The following is a 13,351-nucleotide window of genomic DNA, read 5'->3' on the forward strand; positions in this document are numbered from 1 at the left end:
TTAAAGAAATCAGTTAAGAAGTCCCTTTTTAAATTGATTAGGACTTACTCCCGTTTCTTTTTTAAACAATCTCGAAAAATAGGGAAGGTTCTCAAAACCTAATTCATAAGCTATTTCCGAAACTCTATTGTCATTGGTTTTAAGAAGATTTTTAGCTTCGTTGATGAGGTAGATATGGATCAGCTCGATAGCTGTTTTTCCGGTTTCCTGTTTCAAAAGATCACTTAAATATCGAGGAGACATATTCAGTTGTGATGCTAGTGCATTAACGGAAGGCAATCTTTGATTGAGAGGAAGATCATTTTTAAAATGATTGGCTATCGCTTCATTGAACTTTGATACCGTTTTTTTTGATAGTTCCGTACGGTGAATGAACTGGCGTTTGTAAAAACGTTGTGAATATTTGAGCATTGAGTCAATATGGGCAAGAATAATATCCTTACTGTACTCGTCTGCATTGTTATGGTATTCTTTCTCTATTTTATAATAAAGATCCCACATGATCTGTTCTTCTGACGGGGAAAGATGCAAGGTTTCATTGGTTTCATAATCAAAAAATCCATATTTACTGATCTCAGAATGTAAATAATGACCATGCAGAAAATCCTCATGAATAAACATGATAAAGGCATCTTCATCATATTCAACACTCTTAAATTCGACAACCTGTCGTGGTTTGATAAACATCATGCTGCCATTATCTGTATCATATTTGGTGCGGCCATACATAATAATTCCTGATTTAAGTTTTTTGAAACCAATCATATAAAAATCAGAAATGAACTGTCTGTCACCCATTTGACAAGTCTGGGTACATTGATAAACACTAAACAGTGGATTTTCCGGTGCTGGAAAACCGTTGAATTGGTGAATATCCACTAAATTTTTTAAATGTTCCATACGAATGCAAGTTAAACAAATCTATGCCACAGTATGACATAGATTTGCGAATAGAATTATTGATAAAATAAGTTATTATTTCCCGTGTGCTGCTGTAGAGACTTCAGCCCATGAATCCCATTCTGCTAAACGGTTTTCATATGTTTGTTTCACCATAGGATATGCCTTTTTACCAAGGAATAAACGAAGTGGCGGATTTTCACTATCGATCAGTTGAAGAACAGCCGGTGTTGTCGCAGCAGGAACGCCCCAGAAATCATCGTCCACGGAAGCTTGAAACGCCGCACGTACACCTTCATATTCTGGCATTGGAGTAGTTTGGATCGCTGATGATCCACCCCAGTCAGTTGCATAGCCATTAGGCTCAAGTAATGTAACATTAATCCCAAAATGTTTTACTTCAGCAGCCAGTGTTTCGCCTAAACCTTCTACAGCAAATTTTGAAGCATTATATAAACTCAATACCGGAACACCCACCAAGCCTACAATACTTGAAAGCTGAATGATATGACCGTGACCCTGCTCACGCATAATTGGCAGAACAGCCTGACTCAGCCATAATAAACCAAAGAAATTGGTTTCCATTTGGGCTCTTGCTTCTTCCTCGGTTGTTTCTTCAACTGCACCAAATAAACCATATCCGGCATTATTGATCAATACATCAATGCTTCCAAAATGATCTTTTGCTTTTTGTATGGCTGCGAAATCAGCTGCACGATCGTTGACGTCCAACTGAAGAGGCAGAATGTTACTACCATATTTACTTACAAGATCATCCAGCGTACGCAGATCTCTTGCAGTTGCTACTACTTTGTCGCCTCTTTGCAATAATGCCTCGGCCCATAATTTACCAAAACCTCTTGAAGCTCCGGTGATAAAAATTGTCTTTGCCATTGTTAAAATGTTTGATACAAATGTAGGTCAAGGCAGAGGCGAAAGACTTATACAAAAATCCGAAGTATTGATACATTTTTACTACGACAGGAAAGAAAAATACATCTTGATATAGGTAGATTTACTTGATACTGTATGAGAGTACAGGATTGGAGTTTCTGAAACTCTTACGGAACTCAAGAGCCGTCATTCCTGTTTCTTTAGCAAAGAATCTTGAAAAGTAGGAATGGTTTTCAAAGCCCAGATCATTGGCGATCTGCTTTACGTTCATATGGCTAAAGTAGAGTAGTTGTTTGGCTTCCATAATGATCTTATACCGGATCCAGAATGAAACAGACGAGCCTGTATATTTGTTTAAGGACTCATTAAGATAAGGCTCTGAAATATGAAGCATTCCAGCATAATCTGATGGGCTTTTATATCTTCTGATATGTTTATTCAAATATTTTTTAAATTCAAATGATATTTCTGCAGCCCTTGAAATGTTTCCTTCAAAATCTTTTGAAGTCTGAACCGTTGCCGCTGCCATTTCAAAGAATGAGTGGAGTAAGGCATAGAGTACCTTTAAATTTTGACTGTCGGCTGACGGATTGATTGCTCTGCGATGTAAAATAGTGAGTAACTCATGATAATCTCTAACATCATTGGAAATCAAATCAACAGGATCCGGAAAACCCAGCCATCTTTCAAAAGTATTTCGGCAGGTTGTTTCTATTAGGGAAGGATCTACAGCAATGTACCAACCGCTGGCATCACTGGATTGAATACGGTAATGAATCTGTTCCGGTAAAATATAATAAAGCTGATTGGCATGAATGATTTTTTCTTCAAAATCAACTACAGTAGATGCAGAGCCTTTTAGCAAAATGAAGAATATGTAGTGATCATCACGATGTGCTCCCATTAATTCAGAACGCTGGCTATCGATTTGCTCCTGAGTAAATGGGAAAATAATAAAACCCTTATCGGTTTTGTCCAGTAATTGATGTGTCGGGATACTTTTCATAGGTTTACAATAGATTCATTTCTTTGTTATTTTAAAGACCAAGCAAACGATCTGCATTTTCGTGGGCAATTTTTGCAACCTGTTCAGGGGGAAGTTTAATTTGATGTAAAAAATCAACACCCATTTGATTCGTACTAAAAGGATAATCAATAGAAAATATAATATTGTCTATACCAATAGTGTCCAAAGCAATCTGTAAAGGAGGTTGTGTAAAAATGCCACTGGTGGTCATATACAGTTGTTGTTTAAAGGTCTCTATTAATGTACGTTTATTTTTTCCTCCATTGCCGGGTTGAAATGCTTTATTAGAGCGATCCCACATCATGGGCAACATTTCTCCCATATGTCCGATAATGATCTTCAGCCTTGGATATGTGTCAAATACCCCTGCTACCAAAAGACGCAAAACATGAATAGCAGTTTCAGAATGCCATCCCCATCCCCAGCAGGCAATCGCATCGAAAGGACCAGTCTGATCACCTATATTACTATAGTAAGCATCTATGACAGGTTTTGGTGGAATACCAGGATGGATGTAAATGGGAACTCCTAACTGTTCTGCTCTTTCAAAAATGGGGGCAAATTTTGGAGCATCAAGAAACTCTCCATTGGTGGTTCCTCTGATCATTGCACCCCGAAAACCATAAGTTTTTACTGTACGTTCAAGCTCATCAGCAGCGGCCATTGGAGTGGTCATAGGAAGATGGGCAAATGCCGTAAATCTATCAGGATGATCTTTCATTTTATCTGCTAAGAGATCATTGTATTTTGAGGCAAATATAGGAGCGGATTGACTGTCCAGTAAATTAACATCAGTATTCTCCACAGAAAGAACCTGCATAGAAATACCTGATTCATTCATAGATTGCAAACGTTCTCCGGAAACATCAGCCAGTTTGGGAACCATTTGCATTAAAGCATTTGATGATTGTTTTTTATCTGATTGATAATTCGGGATAAGATCAGTCATCTCAGGAAATGAAACATGTTCTTCAATTGTTACTATTCTCATTGTAAGGTGTTTAAATGGTTACAAAAATAGATGAGTAAAGATACGTAATCAATAAAGAGATTGTAGAGATCATAGCACAAATCGCAGTAAATATAATTCTGGATTTTTTAAATCAGGAGAATTGATATGTCTTTTTTCTGTATTAGATCTGAGTTTGCATTAATGTTTTATGCAATAAGGAATGTAAAAAAGGCTATTCAAAATGAATAGCCTTTGTATGGTATACCTAGTTAGGTTGTTGAATAACAAAATCTCGTTTGCTAAGCGTATGAGCTGAGAAATATCCTAAAGCACCATTATTGATATTGCTTGGTGGATTAGCAGGAGTAACGCCACTACCGCCATTATCAGAAATATCAAGGAGAGCACTGTAATACGTAAATATATTGTTATCTATGGATTGCATTTCAACGTGAATAGTATCTCCAGGAACTACCAAAACATCATCTGGGTCATCCCCATCATCATTAGGAAGGAATAAAGGTCTTTGGTTAGGTAATCCATTATTCACGTTGTCCGAAAATACATTAAAGGTTTTCTTAGGCTTATTATTTACAGTAAACCCAAAAAGATAACGATTTCCCAATACTTGAGGATCCGTGAAAATAGGTAAAAGGGTAAAAGTCGTTGTACCACCAAAAACAAAAGAATCCTGTTTCAAGCCTTCAAAAGGTACTTCTGCTGGCATGGTGCTCTTAGCAGAGTATTGTTTTCCTTCAGCTTCTATTTTTAGCGTATAGGTTCTACCGCTAACCCCAGTAAAGTTTGTCGTCTGATACTTTCCATCACCTATGTATTGTAAGGTTTCTGTTTGACCAGTGTTATCACTTACAATTACCAATGCATTAGTAACTGAAGGGTATTGGTTGTTTTGTGTGAAGGCAACAGATTTTGTTATTTTCACAATATAAGGTCCTGGCTGATTGGTTATATTCCCTTCAATGACAATATTTCCACTTTTGTCCGCTAGATCCAGATCAATCTCTTTTTCGCAAGAGTTTAATAAAAACAGGGATAATATGATAAAAAAAGTATTCTTCATGATTTAAAATTTGAAATTGTAAGTGATGTTAGGTACCCAACGGAATAATGAGGTTTGCATGGCACGTGTAGTTCCCGGGTTGTTCGGGTTATCTTCAAAGGTAATCGTATAGGCATTCTCACGGCCATATATATTATAGATACCAAATGACCATGATCCACGGAAGCGCTTGTTGGCATTAGAACTTGGCTCATAAGTAGCACTTAAATCCATTCTGTGATAAGCCGGCATTCTGTCGGCATTTCTGCTGCTGTATTGAAAAATAGTCTGTCCGTTCAGTTCATATTTTCCCGTTGGGAAGGTAACAGCATTTCCTGTACTGTACACAAACAAACCTGAGAATGACCATTTTGGATTAAGCTGATAAGTAGCAACTATTGATAGGTCGTGGGTCTTATCCATTCTTGCATTATACCATTCATTGTCATTGATACCGTTTATTTTTCTCTCTGTTTTAGACAAAGTATAGGAAATCCATCCAGTTAACTTTCCACTTTTCTTTTTTGCGATCAATTCAAGACCATACGCTCTTCCTTTTCCGAATAACAATTCACTTTCTACATCTGCTGCTGTATCAAAATTGATTTGAGCTCCGTTTTTATAGTCAATCTGATTTTGCATTGATTTGTAGTATACCTCGGCATTCAATTCATAATTGTTATTATTGAAATTTCTACTGTATCCCACACTTACCTGATCTGCAATTTCGGGTTTTATATTGTAGCTGCTGCCAATCCATTGATCTGTAGGGTTTCCACTGCTGCTATTACTTAATAAATGCAGATTTTGAGTATTACGTGAATATCCTCCCTTTACACTGCTGACCTCATTGATACGATAATTAGCTGTAATACGGGGTTCAAGATTGACATAGGTTTTCCCGAATTTTCCTTTTTCCAGATATCTGCTTTCTGTAAGGACTCCATTTTCGTAAGTATTAAAAGTATCTCCTCCTAAAACACTGAATCCCGAAAGTCTTAACCCATAATTAATAGTTAGCTTTTCTGTTGCTTTAAAATCATCATTGATATACACTGCATTCTCCCATGAATATCTCGGATTCCTTGGGAAACTGCTTACACTGGTACCAGAAGCACTACTTGGTGTAAGTGTATGGTAAATAGATTGAAGACCAAAACGCACAGAATGTTTATTTCCTGCAAACCATGTGAAATCCTGTTTAAGGTTCCAGTCTTGTATCTCTGAATTTAAGCCAAACTTATTATCATTGCTTTCAAGACTGATTTTGTAATTATAATCACTGTAAATGATAGAAGTGTTTGAGAATAGTTTGCTGCTGATAATACTATTCCAACGAAGTGTTGCTGTGGTATTTCCCCAGTCTGTTGCAAAAGTTTTTCCTACTCCTAATACATCCCTTCCAAAATATCCCGATAAATAAAGACGGTTGCTTTCATTGATCTGATAGTTGGCTTTTAGATTAAGATCATAAAAGTATAATTTACTATCCTTGTAATCATCGCTTCCTTTAAGGAATAGATCCGCATAGGTTCTTCTTCCGGATACAATAAATGAAGATTTTTCTTTTTGAATAGGACCTTCTACACTTAGCCTGCTGCTGATTAAACCAATTCCTCCATTAACATTGTAGTCTTTATTATTTCCATCCTTCATTTTCACATCCATTACTGAAGAAAGACGACCTCCATATTGGGCAGGGCTGTTTCCTTTAATAATGCTGGCATCTTTTAAGGCATCACTATTAAATGTACTGAAAAACCCTAGTAAGTGTGAAGCATTGTAAACAGGGGCTTCATCCAACAAAATTAAGTTTTGATCAGTTGCTCCACCTCTTACACTAAACCCACTGCTTCCTTCACCATTACTCTTGATACCAGGTAATAGCTGAATGGTTTTCATCACATCCTTTTCTCCAAATAAAACCGGAAGCTTCTCAATGTTTTTAATGCTTAAAGTTTCTGTACCCATTTGTGCAGTAGAAAGATTTTTATCTTTTTTTACTCCTGTTATTACGACTTCATCAATCTTTGCTGTTCTTTCTTCTTCCTCCTCCTGATTCAATGGAAGATCCAATTTTAGATTCTGATCTACTTTTATCGGTTGCTCAAAATCTTTGTATCCCGGATAAGAGATAATCATAGTATAACTCCCCTCCGGTAGTGATAGAGAGTAGAAACCGTATTCATTGGCAACTACACTGATCGAAGGATCTTCAGCTACTTTTACGGTAACTCCAATCAACAGTTCTCCGTTCTTTTTGTCTTTTACAGTTCCACTTACGGAATACTTCTGTTGCGCTATAACCACTGTGCTGAAACAGAGAGCGGCCGAGGCAGCAGCAATTTTAAAAAAGGATGTTTGCATTCAGTTTATTTTTTTTAATGTAGTAGAGTTTTTAAATAGTAGTAGGGTTTAATGGTTGTTTGTTACATGGGGAAAGAGGAGAAACTCAATTTTACCGAGAAACCGGTATAAAGATTTACTGAGAAACCAGTATAAAGAAAAAATGGATTATAATGTACTGATTTGGTGATTGGTTATAGGTTAGAATAGTTTTTTTAAATCTGCAATGCGAAAATAAATATTATAGTTTTTAAAATGTAAGTATTTGTATTATTTTTCAAACAATTGTGACTTTTTACCTGTGATTCTGGCTTTATGAGAAGTCATTTACAAAATTCAATCCATCTTCTTGCAGAGATTTAATAGTTGGTTATCCAGGACTATAACTGAAAAATTATAAAAATATTTGATCAATAATAAAAAAATAATATAATTTTAACATATTAGCTAATTTTTTAAACAACTGAATAGTAAACATGAAAAAAGTAACAGGTATTGGAGGCATCTTTTTCAAATGCAAAGACCCGAAACAAATGCAGGAATGGTATAAAACCCATCTTGGCTTAGACACAAATGATTATGGGGCCACTTTCGAATGGCGTGAAGCTGAAGACACTTCTAAGGAAGGGGCAACACAATGGAGCCCTTTTTCAGAAACTACAAAATATTTTGAACCTTCTACAAAAGAGTTTATGATCAATTATAGAGTAGCAGACCTTGAGGCGCTGGTTGAAGAACTGAAGAAAGAAGGAGTAACCATCGTTGATGAAATAGCAACATATGATTATGGGAAATTTGTTCATATCATGGATGTGGAAGGAAATAAAATTGAATTGTGGGAACCTAAGTAAAGTTCTACAGCAGATACATAAAAATAAACCCTTTGTCATTTGACAAAGGGTTTTTGCATTAGCTTTATCATAGTGTCACAATTTCCAATTCAATTCTTATATTTGATCTATGAAAAAAGGATTATTGACGTTATTTTTAGTTGCACTAAGCAGCTATTCTCAAGCACAAATGAAATCCCAGCTAAAGGTAGAACAAGGTGTCTCTTATGAATTAGCTCAACTTAGAAAGAGTACAGTAAGTGATATTAAATATGTACTTGATCTGAAAATTCCCGAAAGTAAATCTGAAAGAATCCAGGGAACTGAAATCCTAAATTTTAACTATAAAAAACAGAATGGAAATCCATTACAAATAGATTTTAAAGAAGAGACGACTTCTTTGATTTCCGTATCAGTGAATGGACGGGTTACAGAGCCGGTTCTGGAAAATGAACATATCATTATTGAATCCAAATTCCTGAAGTCAGGAGTGAACGAGATTCATTTTACATTTCTTGCTGGTGATTCTGCACTGAACAGACGTGACGGATATTTGTATGCTTTATTTGTTCCGGATCGTGCACGAACCATGTTTCCGTGTTTTGATCAGCCCAATCTGAAAGCAAATTATTCTTTATCGTTAACAATTCCCGAAAAGTGGAGTGTGATAACAAATGGAAAATTAAAAGAAACAACTGTAGAAGGAGGAAGTAAAAAACTAAACTTTGGTCAATCAGATCTATTGCCCACTTATTTGTTTTCTTTTACTGCTGGAGATTTTAAGAATTTTACCGAAAAAATTAGTCAGCAGGACTCCAGACTTTTATATAGAGAAACCGATTCTGTGAAAATTAAAAACAGTATGGATTCCATATTCACACTCTATCGAAATTCTCTTGCTTACTATGAAAAATGGACTGGGATTCCACATCCATTTCAAAAACATGGAATGATTGCTGTTCCTGATTTTCAGTTTGGAGGAATGGAACACCCAGGGGCAATTTTATTTCAAAACTCTACCTTATTTTTAGATAAAAATGCTACTCAAAATCAGTTAAACAGCCGTTCGAATCTCATTGCACATGAGGTGGCTCATCTCTGGTTCGGAGATATGGTGACGATGGATTGGTTTAATGATGTGTGGATGAAAGAGGTTTTTGCCAATTTTATGGCAGATAAAAGTACGGGAGCATCTGCAGATAGAAGTATTTATGATCTGAAATTTTTAACGACCCATTTTCCGGCAGCTTATTCTGTTGATCGTACATTGGGAGCTAATCCCATACGTCAGGTTTTAGATAATCTAAAGAATGCAGGTATGATGTATGGTCCCATTATTTATAATAAGGCGCCTATTATGATGCGTCAGTTGGAGCTGTTAATCGGGGAAGAAAACTTCAGGAAGGGGATCGTAGAATACCTTAAAAAATATGCGTACAGCAATGCTACCTGGCCGGATCTTATTACCATTCTGGATAGCTATACTCCAGAAGATCTGCAAAGTTGGAACAAAGTATGGGTAAATGATCCGGGAAGGCCTGTTATTGATTATAAAGTGAATTATAAAGACAAGAAGATTCAGAGTTTCACCATTTCTCAACATCCTGAACATGGAAAGGAGCAAAAGTCCTGGCCACAAGAGTTTCAGATTGCTTTATTTTATCCTGACAAGATCGAAAAGGTTACGGTAAAACTTTCCGGAAAACAACAAGAGATTGCAGAATTAAAAGGGAAAATGAAACCTCTTTTTATTCTTCAGAATACATCAGGAATAGGGTATGGGGTATTTGGTATAGATAAGACGGTTATGTCTGATTTTTCGCTGGTGAAAGATCCTGTCAGCCGTGCCAGTACTTATATATCGTTATATGAAAATATGCTGGGAGGTTCAGAAATCACTCCTCTGGAATTGTTTCATTTTTTTACTGATCAGCTACAAAAAGAAAGTACAGAATTGAATCTTCGTTTGATCACCGGGTATATTTCAACAATATATTGGGAGTTTTTGCCTGAAGCTCAAAGGCTAAAAGAATCTGAAAATATAGAAAATACATTCTGGAAAGCGTTACAGGCTCAGACAACAAAAAATAATAAGAAAATCTTGTTCGATGGCTATCAGGGAGTTTTTCAGTCCCAACAGGCATACGATAATCTGTATACAATCTGGAAATCTCAAACTCCACCACAAGACGTTTCCCTCAATGATGAAGATTTCACAAGCCTGGCACTTTCTTTATCCCTACGAAATAATGATAATAATGATTTGCTACAGGAACAATTAGCCAGAATTAAGAATCCTGACAGGATTAATCGTTTTAAAATCATTATGAAAGCTGCTTCTTCGGATAAAAAAATCCGGGATGATTTTTTCAATGGTCTTTCGGAAAAGAAAAACAGAACTAATGAATCTGCTATTGGAGCTTCATTAGCCTATCTTCATCATCCGTTAAGACAAAAGGTTTCTATTAATTATCTTCCAAAAACTTTGGAATTGTTACAGGAAATACAAAAAACGGGAGATATCTTTTTCCCGGATAACTGGCTTCGTTCAACATTTAGTAGCTATCAAGATCCAAAGGCACTTGAGATTGCCACTAAGTTTCTTTTACAAAATCCAGATTATAACCCTATTCTGAAAAATAAAATTTTACAGGCAACAGATAATCTGAGAAGAGCTCAGAAGCTGATAAAGTAGGAATTATTCCTGCTTTTCAGGAGATATGTGTGAATAGGTATATATATGTTTTTTAGAAAATGGCTATCTTCGGTGTCGTAAAAAAAATGATATGCAAGTATATGAAGCGATTTCAGTCGGATTATACCTGTTGCTGATGATAGGCATAGGTATTTATTCTTACAGGAAGTCAACGAGTAATTCAGAGGAATTTCTAATAGGCGGGAGAAAAATGGGAGCGGCCGTTACGGCATTATCCGCTGGTGCAGCCGATATGAGTGGCTGGCTACTGATGGGTGTACCGGGTGCTATGTATTTTACAGGGATTTCCAGTTCATGGATTGCTATAGGGCTTACAATAGGAGCTTATCTCAATTATATTGTTGTAGCCCCAAGGCTTAGGATCTATACTGAGGTCGCCCAAAATTCAATCACCTTACCTGTATTTTTTGAAAACAGATTTAAAAATAAAAACCACCTTCTGAAGATTACTTCTTCTATTTTTATTCTGGTGTTTTTTACATTGTATACTTCGGCAGGAATGGTTTCCGGGGGTAAGCTATTTGAATCCGCTTTTAGAATGGATTATACTGCGGGCTTGCTGTTAACAAGCCTGGTAGTTGTATTATATACATTTTTAGGAGGGTTTCTAGCTGTAAGCTTAACGGATTTTGTACAGGGAACGATTATGGTGCTGGCTCTTGTCATTGTACCGATTGTGGCAATTTCAGAGATTGGAAGCGTTCAGGAAACTTTTTCATTGATTAAAGCTAAAGATCCTAAATACCTCGATTTGTTCAAAGGAACGACTACGGTGAGTATTGTATCTCTATTGGCATGGGGATTAGGCTATTGTGGACAGCCCCATATTCTCGTAAGATTTATGGCAATTGATAAACCTAAAGATCTTGTTAAAGCAAGACGAATAGGAATTACGTGGATGATATTTACAGTTGCTGGTGCTTTGGCAATCGGGTTGGTAGGAATAGCTTATCTTCAAAAGTTTGATGTACAGACCATGATGAAGTTTGATGGATCAAAGACCGAAGCTGAGACGATTTTTATTTATTTCTCACGTATATTATTTCATCCGTTCATTGCTGGGTTTTTACTCACAGCAATTTTGGCAGCTGTAATGAGTACTATTTCTTCTCAATTATTAGTGACTTCCAGCTCATTAACGGAAGATATTTATAAAGCTTTTTTAAATAAAAAAGCCACACCTAAACAATTGTTGATCGCAAGCAGGCTTTCCGTTTTATTAGTAGCCGTTATTGCAATGCTTTTATCATTGAACCCTCAGGACAGTATTCTTAACCTGGTAGGAAATGCCTGGGCTGGCTTTGGATCCGCATTCGGGCCTTTAATTCTTTTATCGCTCTTATGGAAAAAAACAACCTGGCAAGGTGGTCTAGCAGGAATGTTAGCTGGAGGTATAACAGTTTTGTGCTGGGTATACTTTCAGCATCCTTTGAAAGACTGGTATGAAATGATTCCAGGATTTACACTTTCGTTTATAACAAACGTTATTGTTTCCTTACTGACTTATAAGCCAGATTCATCCATTGATAGTGAGTTTGATGAAGTAACCCAGATTATGAAGGGATAGTATAAGATGCATTACAAACAACGTTTCAAATATAAAAGACCAGCTCTGATGAGCTGGTCTTTTTATATTGAAATTAGATTATCAGGTATGCAAAAATCGCTGACGGCTAAATAATACTTGTTCACTCTCTCTGTGATCCGGATCATCGACACAGCAATCTACAGGACATACGGCCTTGCATTGCGGTTCCTCATGAAAACCTTTACACTCTGTACATTTTCCGGAAACAATATAATAAACATCATCAGAGACTGCCTGATTATAGGCATCGGCATCTACCTCAGTACCATCCGGGAAAATTGTTTTTCCCGAAAGTTTTGTTTTATCTTGCCAGCGCCAGTCGATGGCACCTTCATAAATAGCGGAGTTCGGACATTCAGGTTCACAGGCTCCACAGTTAATGCATGCATCCGTTATTGTTATGGCCATGTTGTCAATCGTTTAGATTCTTTAATAAAGGTACGGGATTTTATATTCTGAATGATTTATTTTAATCAACTTTAGAATGAAAAATTTTTTCCACCTTGTTGGTCGTTGCAATATTGATCAATTTATCCAGCTTGTCAGCATAGAGAGATGATATTTTATTTTCATTATCAAATAAGGAAGTTCTGATCATCGGAACGCTGTAGGGCAGAGGCCATGCTCTTAATGACTTGGCAATGGCATCCATGGTATTAATTCCCTGCATGGCCTGTAATCCATCTGCCCAGCAAACCAATCCTACCGTTTTATCCGTAAGATAAGGTTGTTCCTGATCTGCAGTAACCTCCAGCCAGTCAAGACAATTTTTCATCACTCCTGGGATACTGCCATGGTAAAGGGGAGCCAACCAGAAATGGATATCTGCATCCAGAAAGAGTTGGGTCATACGTTCTACAGCCAATGGTGTCTTGGTCAGTGTAATATCATATAAAGGAATACCGGAATCTGCCAGGGCAAAAATCTCATTATTAATGCCCAACATTTCCAGTTTTTCTGTGAAGTATTTGGATAGAAGCCCTGAAGTTGATTTTGCTCTTCTTTCCAGGGCACCGTTGAATAATATTGCTTTCATTT

Annotated in this window: 11 protein-coding genes; 3 read left to right on the forward strand and 8 right to left on the reverse strand. The window is 36.6% G+C overall.

All coding sequences use genetic code 11. From position 1 onward, the window contains the following. Positions 1-9: 9 nt before the first annotated feature. The 6 genes from JHL15_RS09985 to JHL15_RS10010 form a co-directional block, all read right to left on the reverse strand. Complete coding sequence (locus JHL15_RS09985) at positions 10-900, reverse strand: helix-turn-helix domain-containing protein (RefSeq protein WP_200245468.1); 891 nt, start codon at positions 898-900, stop codon at positions 10-12. Positions 901-975: 75 nt separating this feature from the next. Further along, on the reverse strand, positions 976-1,794 hold the full coding sequence (locus tag JHL15_RS09990; RefSeq protein ID WP_200245469.1) for an SDR family NAD(P)-dependent oxidoreductase: 819 nt from the start codon (positions 1,792-1,794) through the stop codon (positions 976-978). Between the two features lie 121 nt (positions 1,795-1,915). Then, on the reverse strand, positions 1,916-2,800 hold the full coding sequence (locus JHL15_RS09995; RefSeq protein WP_200245470.1) for a helix-turn-helix domain-containing protein: 885 nt from the start codon (positions 2,798-2,800) through the stop codon (positions 1,916-1,918). A 31-nt stretch (positions 2,801-2,831) separates the two neighbouring features. Continuing rightward, positions 2,832-3,812: an amidohydrolase family protein gene (locus JHL15_RS10000; protein WP_200245471.1), complete on the reverse strand. Its 981-nt coding sequence runs from the start codon at positions 3,810-3,812 to the stop codon at positions 2,832-2,834. Positions 3,813-4,038: 226 nt separating this feature from the next. Further along, the gene (locus JHL15_RS10005) at positions 4,039-4,854 is read right to left on the reverse strand and encodes a DUF4249 domain-containing protein (RefSeq protein WP_200245472.1); all 816 of its coding nucleotides are present in this window, start codon (positions 4,852-4,854) and stop codon (positions 4,039-4,041) included. A gap of 3 nt (positions 4,855-4,857) precedes the next feature. After that, the gene (locus tag JHL15_RS10010) at positions 4,858-7,200 is read right to left on the reverse strand and encodes a TonB-dependent receptor (RefSeq protein ID WP_200245473.1); all 2,343 of its coding nucleotides are present in this window, start codon (positions 7,198-7,200) and stop codon (positions 4,858-4,860) included. A gap of 455 nt (positions 7,201-7,655) precedes the next feature. On the opposite strand from JHL15_RS10010, the gene JHL15_RS10015 reads away from it, so the two are divergent. The 3 genes from JHL15_RS10015 (at position 7,656) to putP (ending at position 12,292) form a co-directional block, all read left to right on the forward strand. Continuing rightward, entirely contained in the window at positions 7,656-8,030 is a 375-nt protein-coding gene (locus JHL15_RS10015; protein WP_200245474.1) for a VOC family protein, read from the forward strand. A gap of 109 nt (positions 8,031-8,139) precedes the next feature. Next, entirely contained in the window at positions 8,140-10,704 is a 2,565-nt protein-coding gene (locus JHL15_RS10020) for a M1 family metallopeptidase (RefSeq protein WP_200245475.1), read from the forward strand. A 91-nt stretch (positions 10,705-10,795) separates the two neighbouring features. Beyond that, positions 10,796-12,292, forward strand: a complete 1,497-nt coding sequence (putP, locus tag JHL15_RS10025; RefSeq protein WP_200245477.1) for a sodium/proline symporter PutP — start codon at positions 10,796-10,798, stop codon at positions 12,290-12,292. A gap of 81 nt (positions 12,293-12,373) precedes the next feature. Here putP and JHL15_RS10030 read toward each other — a convergent pair whose 3' ends face one another. Both JHL15_RS10030 and JHL15_RS10035 read right to left on the reverse strand, forming a co-directional pair. Then, positions 12,374-12,721, reverse strand: a complete 348-nt coding sequence (locus JHL15_RS10030; protein ID WP_200245479.1) for a 4Fe-4S dicluster domain-containing protein — start codon at positions 12,719-12,721, stop codon at positions 12,374-12,376. A gap of 61 nt (positions 12,722-12,782) precedes the next feature. Beyond that, positions 12,783-13,349, reverse strand: a complete 567-nt coding sequence (locus tag JHL15_RS10035) for an NADPH-dependent FMN reductase (RefSeq protein WP_200245481.1) — start codon at positions 13,347-13,349, stop codon at positions 12,783-12,785. Between the last annotated feature and the right edge of the window lie 2 nt (positions 13,350-13,351).

Origin of the sequence: Chryseobacterium paridis (assembly GCF_016595215.1) — a bacterium.
Lineage (GTDB): Bacteria > Bacteroidota > Bacteroidia > Flavobacteriales > Weeksellaceae > Chryseobacterium > Chryseobacterium paridis.